11 protein-coding genes, 2 tRNA genes and 1 pseudogene are annotated in these 15,650 nt (G+C 59.3%); 4 read left to right on the top strand and 10 right to left on the bottom strand.

The genetic code is table 11. From position 1 onward, the window contains the following. Positions 1-817: MBL fold metallo-hydrolase (locus NKI54_RS28905; RefSeq protein WP_352693023.1), on the top strand; the 817-nt coding region annotated here is incomplete at its 5' end. A gap of 845 nt (positions 818-1,662) precedes the next feature. Here the strand turns inward: NKI54_RS28905 and NKI54_RS28900 are convergent. Then, positions 1,663-1,764 (bottom strand) — tRNA-OTHER (locus NKI54_RS28900). Positions 1,765-1,854: 90 nt separating this feature from the next. After that, a tRNA-Leu gene (locus NKI54_RS28895) sits at positions 1,855-1,939 on the bottom strand. A 662-nt stretch (positions 1,940-2,601) separates the two neighbouring features. On the opposite strand from NKI54_RS28895, the gene NKI54_RS28890 reads away from it, so the two are divergent. Continuing rightward, a complete protein-coding gene (locus tag NKI54_RS28890; RefSeq protein ID WP_352633944.1) occupies positions 2,602-3,462 on the top strand; it encodes a hypothetical protein in 861 nt (286 codons plus the stop codon). 344 nt (positions 3,463-3,806) lie between these two features. Here NKI54_RS28890 and NKI54_RS28885 read toward each other — a convergent pair whose 3' ends face one another. From NKI54_RS28885 to NKI54_RS28870, 4 genes and pseudogenes are all read right to left on the bottom strand, one after another. Next, entirely contained in the window at positions 3,807-5,000 is a 1,194-nt protein-coding gene (locus NKI54_RS28885) for an IS91 family transposase (RefSeq protein ID WP_352633946.1), read from the bottom strand. A gap of 12 nt (positions 5,001-5,012) precedes the next feature. Then, positions 5,013-5,899, bottom strand: a pseudogene (locus NKI54_RS28880) (tyrosine-type recombinase/integrase). A 271-nt stretch (positions 5,900-6,170) separates the two neighbouring features. Beyond that, on the bottom strand, positions 6,171-7,619 hold the full coding sequence (locus NKI54_RS28875; RefSeq protein ID WP_352633948.1) for an argonaute/piwi family protein: 1,449 nt from the start codon (positions 7,617-7,619) through the stop codon (positions 6,171-6,173). Then, complete coding sequence (locus NKI54_RS28870) at positions 7,616-8,959, bottom strand: DUF4365 domain-containing protein (RefSeq protein WP_352633950.1); 1,344 nt, start codon at positions 8,957-8,959, stop codon at positions 7,616-7,618. The genes NKI54_RS28875 and NKI54_RS28870 overlap by 4 nt, the downstream gene beginning before the upstream one ends. 365 nt (positions 8,960-9,324) lie before the next feature. Here NKI54_RS28870 and NKI54_RS28865 point away from each other — a divergent pair, with 365 nt between their 5' ends. Both NKI54_RS28865 and NKI54_RS28860 read left to right on the top strand, forming a co-directional pair. After that, positions 9,325-10,167 carry a hypothetical protein gene (locus NKI54_RS28865; RefSeq protein WP_352633952.1) on the top strand — a complete coding sequence of 281 codons (843 nt, stop codon included), beginning with the start codon at positions 9,325-9,327 and terminating at the stop codon, positions 10,165-10,167. After that, positions 10,164-10,622: a hypothetical protein gene (locus tag NKI54_RS28860; RefSeq protein ID WP_352633954.1), complete on the top strand. Its 459-nt coding sequence runs from the start codon at positions 10,164-10,166 to the stop codon at positions 10,620-10,622. Before NKI54_RS28865 ends, NKI54_RS28860 begins: the two co-directional genes overlap by 4 nt. Positions 10,623-11,240: 618 nt before the next feature. Here NKI54_RS28860 and NKI54_RS28855 read toward each other — a convergent pair. The 4 genes from NKI54_RS28855 to NKI54_RS28840 form a co-directional block, all read right to left on the bottom strand. After that, positions 11,241-12,647: an NAD(P)(+) transhydrogenase (Re/Si-specific) subunit beta gene (locus NKI54_RS28855; protein ID WP_352633956.1), complete on the bottom strand. Its 1,407-nt coding sequence runs from the start codon at positions 12,645-12,647 to the stop codon at positions 11,241-11,243. Between the two features lies 1 nt (position 12,648). Then, positions 12,649-13,074: an NAD(P) transhydrogenase subunit alpha part 2 gene (locus NKI54_RS28850; RefSeq protein WP_502898263.1), complete on the bottom strand. Its 426-nt coding sequence runs from the start codon at positions 13,072-13,074 to the stop codon at positions 12,649-12,651. Further along, positions 13,074-14,312 (bottom strand): Re/Si-specific NAD(P)(+) transhydrogenase subunit alpha, encoded by a 1,239-nt coding sequence (locus tag NKI54_RS28845; protein ID WP_352633960.1) that lies wholly within the window; start codon positions 14,310-14,312, stop codon positions 13,074-13,076. The genes NKI54_RS28850 and NKI54_RS28845 overlap by 1 nt, the downstream gene beginning before the upstream one ends. Positions 14,313-14,460: 148 nt before the next feature. Continuing rightward, positions 14,461-15,606, bottom strand: a complete 1,146-nt coding sequence (locus NKI54_RS28840; RefSeq protein ID WP_352633962.1) for a Gfo/Idh/MocA family protein — start codon at positions 15,604-15,606, stop codon at positions 14,461-14,463. Positions 15,607-15,650: the final 44 nt, after the last annotated feature.

The following is a 15,650-nucleotide window of genomic DNA, read 5'->3' as shown; positions in this document are numbered from 1 at the left end:
CGTTGCATGCCCGAGTTCACGAAGATGCGCCATCATCGACCCCGTACTCGATTTCGACGAAAAGTCTGGCTCGACAGCAACGACAAATGCGGACGCGATCCTCCACTACATCAACAGCCGCAATTTGAAGCTCGAGTGGATCCTGGACACCCATCCGCATGCGGATCACTTTTCGGCCGCGCGCTATCTCAAGGCAAAAACCGGCGTGCCGACAGCTATCGGCGAGCACGTGAAGCAAGTGCAGCGGATCTGGCAACGGATCTATAACTTCTCGGATCTCCCGTGTGACGGCTCACAATGGGATCGGCTGTTTTGCGACGGCGAGACCTTCAACATCGGCGAGCTGGAAGCGCGCGTCATGCACTCGCCAGGACACACCTTGGCGTCGATAAGCTATGTCATCGGCGATGCAGCGTTCATTCACGACACACTTTTCATGCCCGATAGCGGCTCCGCCCGTGCAGATTTTCCAGGTGGCAGCGCAGCTGACCTATGGAAGTCGATCCAGGACATTTTGAGCCTACCCGACCCGACGCGCCTCTTCACCGGGCATGACTACAGGCCGGGAGGGCGCCAGGCTCTGTGGGAGAGTTCGGTAGCGGAGCAGAAAGAGAAAAACCCGCATGTCGCCGCTCATTCGCGGAGTACGTTCATCAGGCTTCGAGAGGCCCGAGACAGGACATTGCCAATGCCAAAACTCATATTGCATGCCCTGCAGGTCAATATCCGCGGAGGGGAACTGCCTCAGGTCGAGGAAAATGGCCGGCGTTATCTGAGGATGCCGCTCGACGCGCTGCCAGCATCGGTCTGGGGTTAGTGACGAATCGGATGGCTCTCTCCAGCAGTTCCTGCCCGCGATCGGTTTCAGGATCACTGATCGGGTGTACGCTCGGTCCGATTGGCGGAGGCGGGTCGATCCTCGCTACGTCCTATTGATGTACGTCGTCGGAATGAGCAATCCTGGGAGCGCTCTCGGAGGTGATCGCGGCAAGCAATTGCGGTGGCGCGTCTGCAGCACTATTATCGATCATGTTTCTGAGGAGGTATCTCGGATGTGGGATAGGATCGCCAAGCTTCGGATATCGAGCCGCACCTGGGAGGCAATTCTTTTGGGGATGAAAAGCTTGAGGCGAACCTCAAATAGCCGATGTATGTACTGGTGATTTGACGCGATTCCATTGAAAGCGGTCCTCCGCTATCACCGATCCCCCCGACGCTACGATGCGCATGCTCGGACAGGTGTTCGCCGCTATCCTCTCCTGTAGCTTGAGCTTAAACCCATCGAACCGAACGGGCTGAGTGCTGCCGTCGGGAGCAACGCTCATCCGTTCCGCTGGATCATCTGACGCATCGCTTCCCAAAAAATGAATGAATCCAACGCACAATTATGCCAATCAGACGTCGTTCAACCTAGTGGCCAAAGCTCGCTCCACTGCTTACGGGCACATTGCCTGCGCAAACACATTTCGTCTGCGGCCAACTAATACATTGAAATAAAAAGGAAAATTGGCGCAGCCGACAGGATTCGAACCTGTGACCTCTGCCTTCGGAGGTAGGCCTCGCATCCGCACACCCGGCGCCCATCAAGACGTTTTCCGCAGACTAAATCGCAGACTAATCCAAAACTTTAGTCTGCGGAGTCCAGCTAAGTTATTGAAATAATGGCGCGCCCGAAGAGATTCGAACTCCTGACCACCCAGATTCGTAGTTAGAATCTCTGAAGAATGTTGGCGCCTCGCCGCGATTCGAACGCGAGGCCTTCGCTTTCCGAGGGCGCATGTGACGTTGCCGACGCCCCGGGGAGCCGGGTCTAATTCAAACGGCCTGACTGCCGAATGCCATTGAATTAAGAAGTGGTGCGGGTGGTCGGGCTCGAACCGACACTCCTTTCGGAACTGGATTTTGAATCCAGCGCGTCTACCAATTCCACCACACCCGCATGCAACCACCAAGTCCGTTCGCGGTGTTTGTGAGACCCCGCGGCTCCTGTGTGGCTCCTGGCCCGCGTATGTGCCACAAGGTATTCCATGAAGTCCAGAGCGATTTCCCAGCGAAATTCGTGCATTTTCATTCGCTCACGAGCCGAACGATCCAACTTGGACATTTGGCACCGACTCCTAGTTCGGCGCTGTTCGCTTAGGATGATCTAAAGGCCGAATTTGTTTCACGGGCTAGTGGCCTCGAGCCGGTTGCTCCGGGACGACAAAGTCGCGCCAGGAGTCGCCCTTTTTAGAGCAATCTGCAAATGTCGCGATTTGGGGCCGGAGAACGACCCGCTGCGGACAAGTCTTAGAAACCCGGTGAGACGGATTTCCTGCTGCTGTCGCCCGAGCCCCGTCGGCGGCCGCATGGCATGCTCCGGGTCATTCCGGACGAGATAGTAAGCGACGAAGTCTGGACCGACCCCGGACACAATTGCTTCCGGGTTCAGGGAAGCGGTCGGCTGACGAGTGACGCCCTATTGCAATCCGGCGGTAGACCGACTCCACTGCTCGGCTTGGCCGGGCAGGAAGCGCTGTTCCGGAAAGTCCGACAGTCGATAGAGGCTTCATGGCCAGTGGCTCACCCCCGACACCGTCACTCCACCTGGACATCAAGAAAATGTCCGCCGTGTTCGGAAAGACCTCCGAGATCTACGGCCGCATTATCAATGACATCGCGCCTGACCTGATCAAGGAGAAGTACACATTCGAGGACTTGTCCGAATTCGAGCGCAAGTCTCTGAATGAAGAAACTGGCCGGGAGTACTCTGGGCGCGTCTATTGGACCGAGATGCTCAACAGGGCGCATATGGCATCCGTCGCATCGGTTTTCCGAACAACTAGATGGATCGAGGTTGCGATCCGTGAACATGAGGCTGGAAGCCTCTACGGCTGCGCATCAGCATGTAGAAGCCTTATCGAGTCAGCAGGCGACATCGGTCATAGCCTGAGTCCCGTGGCGCATACGCTCGCGAGAATCAAGGAAGCGGTCAAGGCTGAAATTTCAGGTCACGCCCCTGACGCGATGATCATTTCGAAGGAGCTGGAAGATTCCCTGATACACTTCACGCATGCCCGCAAAGTGGCAAAAACTGAAACAGCCCCTGACAGTCACAATGCAATGCCGACGTTTAAGTACATTGACTACGTCGATCGGATGAAAATCCCCGGAGTGAAGCCTCTATACGCGAAACTATGCGAGATCGTTCACCCAGCTGCCGAATCCGTGTCGGTAACATTCGTTTCCGAAGACGGAGCCTGGCTCGCTGATCCCCAAAATGAAAGCGCGGTCCTCGAGACGTTGCTTGCCGAACGACGAAGCACTCTTTCGGGCGTTGTGATGGCTTCTTACAATGCGCCGCTGCTGATCCTGAAGACGCTTCACTCCTTCGACCTTTTCACAAAGTTGTCCGGACTGCGTAAGTACCGTTTCGACGACATTCCCGAGTGGCAGAAGATCGCAAGCGCGCTGCGGTCCTAGAACGAATGTCGGAATTGGTGAAGGTTTTTCGATGCGGGCCGCGGCGTGACGGTGGCGGCTGGGCCTGTGTCGGCCCGCGTTGAAAAACCTCCCAAGGAGGAGGCCGCGGGGGCTGGGTGGAGCCTATGGGGAAAGCGTGCGGCTGGCGGTGACCGGCGGGCACGACAGCAGCAATCGGGTTGGCGCAACAACGGCCAATGATGTGATGAGGGCTGGTCCTTGAGGCCGTCTGCCGTTGTGTCTCGGCGATTTTGCGGTGTTCGGCAAAGCCTGACGCAAACCGGCGCCACCCCGGAGCGCACCGCAGATCCGGGCCGGCCTTGGCTGATGTGGCATGCATTTCGTCATGCGGCCTTTTCCCTCGGTGGCGCCCGGGATCTGGGTTGCTGGCCACGGCGGAATATCTCGACGATGCGCATCGGGCCGCCGCAGTCCGGGCATGGCTCCCTCAGGATAAGCGGGGTGATCTCGGCGTTTGGCGCTACATCTGGCGATGGCGCTTCCGCCCCGAGCAACGCACGGATCTTGGCGACATTGGCCTTGCGGCCCGCGCTGGCCAGCAGGCCGTAATGGCGGATGCGGTGGAACCCGTCGGGCAGCACGTGGATCAGGAAGCGGCGGATGAACTCTCCGGTGGCCAGCCGCATCACCTTGTGACGGTCGCCATTCTTGATCCGGTAATCCTTCCAGCGGAAGGTGACAGTCTCGGCATCCGCGCTGATCAGGCGGCTGTTCGAGATCGCCACGCGATGGGTGTAGCGGCTGAGATAGGCCAGCACGGCCTCGGGACCGCCGAACGGTGGCTTGGCGTAGACGACCCATTCGGATTTGCGTAGCGGCGCGAGCCAGGCGGCGAAGGTGTCAGCCTGTGCAAGCCCGGCCAGATCCCCGAAGAAGGCCAGATCGCCTGATCGATGCAGCGCCATCAGGCCTTCCAGAAAGAGCCGTCGGAACAGCCGCGATAAGACCCGCACGGACAGAAAGAACCCGGGGCGGCAGCCGATCCACCGCGTGCCATCCGGCGACAGTCCCCCTCCGGGCACGATGATATGGACATGCGGGTGATGCGTCAGCGCCGATCCCCATGTGTGCAGCACGCTGGTCATGCCGATGCGTGCGCCGAGCCGCTTGGGATCGGCCGCGATCGTGCTCAGCGTCTCGGCCGATGCCCGAAACAGCAGGTCATAGACAGCCTTCTTGTTCCAGTAGGCGATCTGAGCGATCTCGGCAGGCAAGGTGAAGACGACGTGGAAATATTCCACGGGCAGCAGATCCGCGGCGCGGGCGGCCATCCAATCCCGCGCCGCAGGTCCTTGGCACTTCGGACAGTGCCGGTTCTTGCAGGAATTATAGGCGATGTGGTTATGCCCGCACTTGGTGCAAGCCGCCACATGCCCGCCGAGCGCCTCGGTTCGGCAGGCTTCAATCGCCGACATGACCTTGAGCTGGGCCAGGCTGACATGCCCGGCATTGGCCCGCCGCCACGCGGAGCCGTAGGTGCGAAAGATGTCAGCGATCTCCAGCGTGGCCCGGGCCACGTGACCGGGGCGCTACTCCAATCCGCGTCGGAGCGTTTGGTCCTGAAGCTTCTTCAACGCCTCGAACGGGCTGACCGTGCCGCGGATCGTCTTGGTGGCAACGTGGGCATAGATCGCGGTGGTATTGAGCCGGGCATGCCCGAGCAGGACCTGAATGACCCTGACATCGGTGTTCGCTTCCAGGAGATGCGTGGCGAAGCTGCGCCGCAACGTGTGCAGCGTTGCGGGTTTGTCGATCCCAGCCATGTTTTTGGCCGAGGTGAAGGCGCGGTTGAGCTGCCGCGGCGAGATCGGGTTGATCCTGGGTTTGCCGGGAAACAGCCAGCCCTGCGGCCGCGCCTCGCGCCAGTAGGCGCGCAAGAGCTCCAGCAGCCCGGGCGACAGCATGACCTTGCGGTCCTTTTGCCCCTTGCCCTGTTCGACATGGATCAGCATCCGGTTACTGTCGATGTCGCCGATCTTGAGGTTACAGACCTCTGACGCCCTTAGCCCGGCCCCATAGGAGATGCTGAGCGCCGCTCGATATTTGAGGCCCGGCCCTGGGCCGCCATCAGAAGGTCGGAAACCTCCTCGACGCTGAGCACCACGGGCAGCTTCCGCGGCTGGCGGCGAAACTGCATATGCCGCCTCATGTCCTCACGCCCGCAGGTGGTGCCGAAAAAGAACCGCAGCGCCACGATGCGGGCATTGAATGTCGTGGGTGTCACCCCGGCATTCGTCATGTGCAGCTGGTAGGCGCGCAGGTCATCAGGTGTGGCGGTGTCCGGAGATCGCTTCAGAAACCTGGCGAAATCCTTGATGGCTCGGATATGAGCCTGCTGGGCTTTGTCGCCCATCCCGCGGATGCGCATGTCTTCGATCATCCGCTCGCGCAGCGGGGTGGTCCTCTCCTCCGTCATGGGAACCTCCTGTCTGATGGTTGAGAAGACCCCAATCGTCAGCCAGGACCGCAAACCCACAAATGCACGGCGTTCAGATCATTGCTGGACCCTCACCACGGGCGCCAGTGCCGCGCGAGCGGCTTCGTCCATGGGCCGTCTTCGGACGGTCCGCTTTAAGGTGCCGAGCCTCGAATAGCTGCCGTCGGACCCGGATCGCACCACGCGCATCGATACCGCGATCCTGTTAAGCTAGTCCGCATGCAGCCTGCCGCGCTTTGGGATCGGCAAGTCACATGTAGAAACTGTACCGGGGTGCTATCTCCTGATCCTCACCGACGTACTTCAGAACTTCCCCCACTTGCCGGGCGGCTGCGATCGTGATGGGGAGCCCGTTGTCGAACTGAGTATTGTTCCAGTTCATTTTTGTCAGCGCCAGGGTCTCGTGGGCTATGTGCTGGAGAGGCTGGCCAAGAACCTGACAGCGAAGCAGAAGCGGCCTTGGGATGTACATTCCCGGGTACGTTCGGAAAAACTCGACACTGCCTTTAGTATAGAGCAGAGCCTGGTCTTTATCGATCCGCAGTAAGCTACCCCTGAGCGGCGGATAAACGCCGAGTCGGTAGAGGCGGGTCATCGACTTCCGAATCCAAATAAAGTCTGCGTAGTCGATATCTCGCTCGTCTATCGCTTTGTGAAAGCCATCCAGTTCGTTGCGGTCAAACTTCGATGTCTTGTGAAGGACCACCCGCGCCGGGTAATGGTCATGCTGCTTGCGGAACACCTTCAGGGAGTCCCGGAGAAGGGTATACGCGTCCTCCGCGGTGAGGTGGGGTGAGCGATCTTCTTCGCTTTCCACCATCCGGCCACCGCGGAGGATGAGGCCCTCGCCTCGTTCGTCGAACATCTGAGCTGTGCTGGTATGGACGTATTCGCCATCGACAGACCTGTAGAAGCTCAACCCAACGAATGACGTCCTGCGTTCACGTGCATCACGCGCAAGCCGCCAGGGCAATCCGCCTGCCTTGTAGTAGATCGCAGTCACGAGGTTCCAAGCGATGGTTGCCGCATCCTGCGTACGCCGTTGGCTGCTTTCCTTGAGCTTTCTCGAGATGCGATACGACGGATCGTACGTCGTAGGCCAGATCAGCTGTATCGGGATGCGGAACCGCATCGCGGCCGCTTTTAGCATGCCGCGGAAGTCTGGGTCTCCTCCGGCCTCAGCCTCATCCTTGTCCTCGTCAAGCGTCTCCCTCGCGTTCACCGTTCTCTCGATGATTTCTACCGGCAGCGCTATCAATATCACATCCGGCTTTACTGTCTGCTCGGCCAGAACGGAGATCTCCTCGACCATGGATTCCACCACGGCCCGGGTGACCTCTCTCTGCCCTGGGATCGCGACCAACCTTGCGATTTCTTTTGAAGGAAGGCCTCGCTGGAGTTCACTCGATGTGAAGAAGTCGCAGTGAAAGGTTTCATCGTTTTGAAGACCGGGAAACGCTGGGAAGAGGTTGGGCTGCCTGCTCGGCTTGGCCTCGAAACCTTCAGAGCAGGACTGCACCCACTTGGCGGTTCCTTCCAAAGTCTCGGCGCTTCCGATGATTCCCAGTTTGATGCGCTTGGGTGCATTCTGTGCATTCAGGTCGAACGGGCCGTAGTCCATAACACCGAAGCGAATATCGGTGTGTCGCAGCCCGCCTCCGAATTCCAACTCTGGCTCGGCTAGGTGAGATAGTCTCATTCGACCCCTCCCTGCATTTTGTCGAAGTCGAAGAGCGGCGAGGCAGCATTAGGTTCTTGCGACGCCCACAACGTATCGGGCACTCCTACCTCCAGTTCCATCGGGGCGGTCTCACGGAAGCGAAGGAACGGATAGGCAGCTGTAAGCAGATCTCCGCCGGCCCTGTGCGTCGTCAGGAAGGCGCGCCACATCACGAACTGTCCCATCACAGCCGCGTTGTTCTCAAGCTCCTTTATTTTCTTGAGGTGCTCTCCCGACAGCAGGTCCGGCTCCAACCCGTCTCTGGTGAAGTGATATGTGGGAGTGACCTCTACGAACCACTTCTTAGCGTAACAAACGAACTGCGCACGGAAACCTGAGTGACGGAAATATGCTGGTTTGGCTGGGTTCGACCGCTGCCGGCCGTATGGGCCGACTACGCGCCGAGTGGTGGTGTTTTGTAGGCTCCGATACGGGTAGTTCAGCTTCTCGCGGTTCTTGGGCTTCGTGAAGAAGAGGACCTTTGAGTCTCGATCCCTGTACAAGTTTGGGCGAGCGAATTCTCCGAGCGTCCTGTTCAAGAGTGCGGTGAAATCCCGAACGCGGTCGTCGTTATCACTGCCTGACCACTCGGACGTGTCGAACTCCTCGAGCGCGGTGGTGTCGCACACCTTGTTCCAGGGCCACTTGTCTAAGTTATGGAAGGATAGGACCGCGTTTTCTCTCACAATCCACTCAGAGGGTGCTTTGGCATCGAGACTACGCAGGGCCGCGCCGAATGATCTGTCGGAGCCGTGGTCCGTCGGTGCCCAGTAGATCGTGTTGACGAAGTCCACCTCCAGGAGGTTTAGCAGCAAGGATTCATGAAGGCGTACGCTGGGACCTGTTGAGCCCGGACGGACAGAGGCTGCTACTGAAACGAGCGCGTTCTTAGCATCGACGGTGAATGCGTCTTGCTGTTTGTCAAAGACTACTCTCTTGGATGAGAGGTTCTCAGCATTGCCAAACCACTCCTTGATGGATTTCCAATACGCCTTTCCATCCTGCAATTTGACGACGATCAGCAGGACGGGTGCCGTTCCATGCATCCAGTATTGAATATCAGAATCCGTAACGGGAAACTCAAAGGAAGAATCCGTTTCCGCCTGCAAACGGCTGCGCTCGGTCGCCTTGCCTTGAACCTGAAGACTCAGATTGCTGACCACCCCGGTAGTGTCGTCACGCAACTCGACGTAACCGTCAATTCCAGCTTCGACACCGCCGGTCTCGTAGAACATAAAACCCATGCTCAATACGATCTGCCGGATATGGGCGATGCCTTTCTCGCCGATAATATCCGCTCGCCCAATCTTCTTCGACATGAGTTCCCCCAAGACTTCCTGAGCGGAGAGAATCAACAGGAATCGTCTACAAGTAGATACGACGGCCTTGGAAGTTCATCAATTTCGCGGGCGAACGATCCTGACGAGCGAAGTATCGGCACTGTGAGCCCGTCACGGGAACCGAGTATCTTTTGCCCGTCAGCGAGACGAACCATCAGCGCGGGGCGAGCGCGATCTTGAACGCTTCGGCATCACCGGACTCGCAGGGGTGCACGCTGGCGGAGTTCGTCACGACGACGCGAACAAACTGGCACTACGAATGTGTTGAGTCCTATCTTCGCGGGGGTACGAGTTTGCGCTAATATAATACTAGGGGGTGCCGATTGTTACAACCTCGATTATTGTTGAAGGATCACCGCAAGCTGGTTTTTGAGCCTGGCGGTTCCCGCCGAACTTTGCCCAATCTCCGTGAATCCGACATCCTGTCTGGCGGCGATGAAGGGCACTTAAAATTGCCCGATCAAAGAGAAGAACAAACCAACGATCCGGGTTATGACTTCGCTTACACTGACCCGGACGGACAATTCGTGGCAGTGCAGGTCAAGCTGGGCAGCGCGACCAAGACCGGCAGCCGCCCGGGGAAAACACTGGAGAAGTGGGCTCGCCTTCCGTTCGACCGGGGGTACCCGTTCGATCGAACGGAACTCTGGCTTTTGGATCGAGGCAGCCTCACGCTGCAAATCTGGTCAGCGGGCAGGAATCAGCCTGACGCTCAATTTGGCTTGGCCGAAGTGGTCGAGACCGGCGTTAGTCCGGACATTTCCAACCGGCGATCGGCGCAGAAGTTTGATAGCGCGAGGGTGGAAGAGCGCGTAGCCCGATGGGTCGAGCAGGTTGAAGCGCTCTTCATCCAGATCGAGGGGTGGGTGGAACCGCACGGTTACTCGGTCGACCGGACGCAGACTGTTTCGATGAACGAAGAGATGATGCAGCGCTTTGCAGTGTCCGCTGTGAAGCTTCCCATGTTGCGGATACGAAAGGGGACGCGTGTTGCTGCAACAATTTTTCCTGTTGGTCTGTGGGTTATTGGCGCGAACGGCAGAGTCGACGTGCTCACGCCCAGCGGTGGAGCGACGATCATAAACGCCAGCGACACGCCAAATGACCCAATCTGGATGATTTACTCCTCACCAGGCTCGAAGGCCGTGAGGTTTGGCCAACAGCAGCTTATCGCAGCCATCCAATGAGAGAACTAATTCTCGCAAGTCAACTGCATGCGCAGCTTGATACAGACTATGCGAGCAAACTGTTCCGCGCGACGGCGCGCAATCACCAGCACGCCATAACGCGATACACCGAACTTCGCCGTATCAACGATGGCGCATACTTTCTCATCATCTTCGGAACATTTGAGCGATACATCACCGACCGCGCCGATACAGCTGTCAAAGCCAGAACCGGCAAGCCGCTCTTTCGCCACAGGCGAGCATGGGAGACGCTCTTAAACGGGACAAAGCTACAAACCTCATTTCTGAATAGAGTGCGCGTGCTGCTCGATATGCGATCGCAAAACTTCACCAAGATCGCCGACTACTATGCCGTTCGCAATGATCTGGCGCATGAGGGCATAACAGGAAAGGTGTTTAGCATCCCCACCGTGGTTGCCGACCTTCAAACGGCGCTAAATTCGCTTCGATCGTAGCCACGTCGCCATCCAGCACCGCGCTGAGTGGCAGGCGTTTAGTTTGGCTGGCAAGTTCTGCCTGCAAGACGCGGGGCCGCGGAACGCAACAAATGTGGATCGATGCGCCAGGCAGTTGGCCTAGTCTGCGTAATTCTGGAGTGTAGGGTGAAGCCTCCACCCAAGGCCCTCCGCGGAACGTCGGCTTTTAGGTCAAAGCAAAGTTTGCGGGAACGACCACAATTTGGGCGCAAAGCTGCCATTCGGCATAAAGATAAATGCCTTCGGCGAGTGGCTGAACCAACTCCTTGTCGACCTTGGCGAACCGCTTCGTAAGCTATTGATGGATAACGATTATGTTAGTTGCTGAGGGACGCCTCCTTTTAACAAGAACAAACAGTTAGCGGGTGGTTAGCCAGCCATATCCTTCGTATGTTCTCGTATTCGGTGGCGAACCCAGCGGTGATGACTCCGAATAGATGCCCGTCCGACGTCACTTTCCGAGGCAAAAGGCGCACGCCAAAATTCGTCGGCGAAACGATCGACAATGAATTTCTACGCCTCGTATGCGGCCGCCTTCTTGATCTTCGCGAGCAAGCGCCTTCTATTCAGAACTAGGGTCGCTGCTACAGGCCGGGCTTAGTGATCCATGGCCTTGACGATCTCCTCGGTCATCTTCTTGGCGTCGCCGAGCAGCATCATGGTGCCGTCCTTGTAGAACAGCGTGTTGTCGATGCCGGCATAGCCGGAGCCGAGCGAGCGCTTGACGAACAGGCAGGTGCGGGCCTTGTCGACGTCGAGGATCGGCATGCCGTAGATGGGTGAGGACTTGTCATCGCGCGCGGACGGGTTGGTGACGTCGTTGGCGCCGATGACATAGGCGACGTCGGCCTGCGCGAACTCCGAGTTGATGTCCTCCAGCTCGAACACCTCGTCATAGGGCACGTTGGCCTCGGCCAGCAGCACGTTCATGTGCCCAGGCATGCGGCCGGCGACCGGATGGATGGCGTATTTGACGTCGACGCCGTTGGCCTTGAGCTTGTCGGCCATCTCGCGCAGCGCATGCTGCGCCTGGGCGACCGCCATGCCGTAGCCGGGCACGATGATGACCTTTTGCGCGTTCATCATCAGGTAGGCCGCGTCGTCGGCCGAGCCCTGCTTGACGGTGCGCTCGATGCCGTCGCTGACCACCGCCGCCGTCTCGCCGCCGAAGCCGCCGAGGATGACCGAGATGAAGCTTCGATTCATGCCCTTGCACATGATGTAGGACAGGATCGCACCGGACGAGCCGACCAGCGCGCCGGTGATGATCAGCGCCAGATTGCCGAGGGTGAAGCCGAGCGCCGCCGCTGCCCAGCCCGAATAGGAATTCAGCATCGAGACGACGACCGGCATGTCGGCGCCGCCGATCGGGATGATCAAGAGGACGCCGAGGAGAAGCGAGGCCGCGACGATCAGCCAGAACACCAGCTTGGACTCAGTGGTGACGAGCAGGATGATCAACACGATCAGCGCGATGCCAAGCGCGGCGTTGATGAAGTGACGACCGCCGATCATGATCGGCTTGCCGGACATGCGGCCGTCGAGCTTCAGGAAGGCGATGACCGAGCCGGTGAAGGTGATGGCGCCAATGGCGACGCCAAGGCTCATCTCGATCAGCGCCTGGGCGTGGATGTCGCCCGCCGTGCCGATGCCGAAGCTTTCAGGCGCGTAGATGGCAGCAGCCGCCACCATGACAGCGGCAAGGCCGACCAGCGAGTGGAAGGCGGCAACCAGCTGCGGCATCGAGGTCATGGCGATGCGCCGTGCGGTGACAGCACCGACCGAGCCGCCGATGGCGAGGCCGAGGACGATCAGCCAATAGCGGCCGGCCGACGGGACAGACGGGGCCGCCAGTGCCAGCGTGGTGCAAAGAGCGATGCCCATGCCGATCATGCCGTAGAGATTGCCCTGGCGGCTGGTGGTCGGATGCGACAGGCCGCGCAGCGCCATGATGAACAGGACGCCGGAGACCAGATAGAGGAAGGAGGCGAAGTTGGCGTTCACTTCACTTTTCCTTCTTCTTGTACATGGCGAGCATGCGCTGGGTAACGAGGAAGCCGCCGAAGATGTTGACCGAGACCAGCATCAGGGCGACGAAGCCGAAGCCCGCGGCAAGCCCGGAGGCCGCGATGCCGACAGCGAGCAGCGCGCCGACGACGATGACCGAGGAGATGGCGTTGGTGACGGCCATCAGCGGCGTGTGCAGCGCCGGCGTCACCGACCAGACGACATAATAGCCGACGAAGATCGCCAGCACGAAGATGGCGAAGCGGAAGACGAAGGGATCGATGGCGCCGCCGGACAGTGCGTGCGCGGCGTCGCCCGCCGCCTCAGTGCCGCCGGGCGCCGTGGCCAGGTTCTGCACCGCGAGCCGGACGGCGGCAGTCGCCTGATCGAGCTGGTCGAGGGCTTTCTGCAAGGTTTGGTCCATCACGCGATCCCTTTCGACTTGGCTGCGGCCGGTTTCTTTGGAGCGGCTGGTTTCTTCGCGGCAGCGGGCTTCGCAGGCTCGACCGAGGCAATCATCACCGCCGGCTTGCCGGCGAAGGCGGGATGCACGACCTTGCCGCCATCGGTCAGCATCGTCGCCTTGACCAGATCGTCGTCGCGGTTGATGGCGAGCGTCCTGGTGGTCTTGTCGACAAGCGTTTCGAGGAAGGCGAACAGGTTGCGGGCATAAAGCAGCGAGGCGGAAGCAGCGACGCGGCCCGGCACGTTGAGATGGCCAACGATCTTGACGTTGTTGGCGGTGGTCACGACCTGACCCGGCACCGCGCCCTCGACATTGCCGCCGCGCTCGACCGCGAGGTCGACCAGCACCGAACCCGGCTTCATCGAGGCGACCATGGCCGCCGAAACCAGCTTCGGCGCCGGACGGCCGGGGATCAGTGCCGTGGTGATGACGATGTCCTGCTTGGCGATGTGCTCGGCGGTCAGTGCAGCCTGCTTGGCCTGGTATTCCTTCGACATTTCCTTGGCGTAGCCGCCAGCCGTCTCGGCTGCCTTGAATTCCTCGTCCTCGACGGCGAGGAACTTTGCGCCGAGCGAAGCGACCTGTTCCTTGGCGGCGGGGCGCACATCGGTGGCGGTGACGACAGCGCCAAGCCGCCTTGCCGTGGCGATGGCCTGCAGGCCGGCGACGCCGACACCCATGATGAAGACCTTTGCCGCCGGCACGGTGCCGGCTGCGGTCATCATCATCGGCAGTGCCCGGTCATATTCGGAAGCGCCGTCGATCACCGCCTGGTAGCCGGCGAGATTGGCCTGCGAGGACAGGACGTCCATCGACTGGGCACGGGTGATGCGCGGCATGAATTCCATCGAGAAGGCGGTGACACCGGCCTTGGCAAGTGCGGCGACAGCAGCATCGTTGCCGTAGGGATCCATGATGGCGATCACGGTGGTGCCTGATTTATAGCCCTTGAGCTCCGCTTCGCCTGGCCGGCGCACTTTCAGCACCACATCGGCCTTGGCGGCATCGCCGGCCTTGCCGATCGTGGCGCCCGCCTTGGCGAACTCCTCGTCGGGAATGCGTGACCTGGTGCCGGCGCCGGTTTCGACAACCACGTCGAGACCGAGCGCCGCCAGCCGCTTCACCGTGTCGGGCGATGCCGCAACGCGCGGCTCGTTGGCGTCGAGCTCACGAGGGATGAAAACCGTCTGTCCCACCGCATGATCCTTTCGGTTGGAACCTGTTTCCGCAAGACGTCAGCCGGATGTCCGGCGACCTCTCCGGCAAAGGGTCTGAAAAGCCTGTTGAAGAGTGAGGGCGTCCGACGAAACATCTTCGCCGGGCATGGATGTCCACGCGAAATTCTCAAAATACTGTTCGTAAAAATTCACGCGAACCTGAGCTCGCCGACCGGTATGCAACCTCAATGATTTCTATCACGTGACGCGCATGTTCTGGCGAGGCGACCGTGTCGCCGCCCGTCAATATCACATCGACCAGTTGCATGATGTCTGCAAACACATGCTGTTCCGGGATCTCACGGTGAACGCCCACAATGTTTGGAAGTATCCATTCATTCCCGCCAAAGCCAGGCCTGCTACCTTTGTCGGGCGCCAGGATAGCCGTGTTGCGCCCCTCATAGTCATAGAACTCGCCATTTAGCGTAAGGCCCGCGATGGTGCCCTTGGTGCCGAAATATGTGCCGCTAAAGTCGAGGGAATTGCGGATTCCCCCCGCTGCCGTGCCGTACACCACCGCAAGAAGACTCTCTCCAAAGTCAAGCAGCATCAGCGTGTTGTCGTCGGCTTCTGTCGGAATAAGCTTTCCATTGAAATTGCGGTTTGAAACACGGACTCCCGACAGTGCAGTCACTGCCTTTGCAGGTCCCAGGATTCCTGTCAGCCCGTGAAGCGCATATACCGTCATATCATAGAGCGGGCCTCCGCCGGGCTTTCGATAATACCATGTCGGATCGATTGGAGTTCGCCCTGGGCCGAAGTCCCGCTCCGGTTCGGCCTCGTGGTAGGCGTCGAACGCAGCCCCACAGATCGCCCAAGCGACATCGCCAATTGTACCATCCCGGATCATTTCCTTTGTCCTGATGTTGTGAGGACGGAGCATCTCACCCGGTGAAGAGACCATTCGCAGATTTCGTTGCCTTGCCAGATCGATTAGTTCAGTTGCTTCCGCGGCAGTGACGGTCATTGTTTTGTTGAAGTGGACATGCTTGCCCGCAAGCAGGGCCTTCTTGCCCTGCTCATAGTGGAGGCCAATGGGAGTCGCGATTGTAATCGCGTCGACATCCGATCGAGCCAGGAACTCTTCGTACGAGGTAAATGCCTGGGTGATCCCATACTGGTGTGCAGCTGTCTCGACGCGGTCCACCACGGGATCGCACAATGCCGTCAGCAGAACCCTGTCACGAATGTCATCTTGCACAAGATGGGGGATCAACCCCCGGATACTTACTGTTCCGACGCCCACAACGCCGAACTTCAACGGCTTGACCATCTCAGACCCGTCCCCGCTGCCCTGTTGCGATTTGAAAATTGCCG

Source organism: Mesorhizobium sp. M0663 (assembly GCF_040320585.1).
In the GTDB taxonomy this organism is placed as follows: domain Bacteria; phylum Pseudomonadota; class Alphaproteobacteria; order Rhizobiales; family Rhizobiaceae; genus Mesorhizobium.
This window is presented reverse-complemented; position numbering and strand designations above follow the sequence as displayed.

What these genes read in the sequence shown, in the direction of transcription:
- NKI54_RS28860 (WP_352633954.1), top strand. Translation starts at nt 10,164, where the DNA reads ATGAGAGAACTAATTCTCGCAAGTCAACTGCATGCGCAGCTTGATACA.
- NKI54_RS28875 (WP_352633948.1), bottom strand. Translation starts at nt 7,619, where the DNA reads ATGAGACTATCTCACCTAGCCGAGCCAGAGTTGGAATTCGGAGGCGGG.
- NKI54_RS28850 (WP_502898263.1), bottom strand. Translation starts at nt 13,074, where the DNA reads ATGGACCAAACCTTGCAGAAAGCCCTCGACCAGCTCGATCAGGCGACT.
- NKI54_RS28840 (WP_352633962.1), bottom strand. Translation starts at nt 15,606, where the DNA reads ATGGTCAAGCCGTTGAAGTTCGGCGTTGTGGGCGTCGGAACAGTAAGT.
- NKI54_RS28870 (WP_352633950.1), bottom strand. Translation starts at nt 8,959, where the DNA reads ATGTCGAAGAAGATTGGGCGAGCGGATATTATCGGCGAGAAAGGCATC.
- NKI54_RS28890 (WP_352633944.1), top strand. Translation starts at nt 2,602, where the DNA reads ATGTCCGCCGTGTTCGGAAAGACCTCCGAGATCTACGGCCGCATTATC.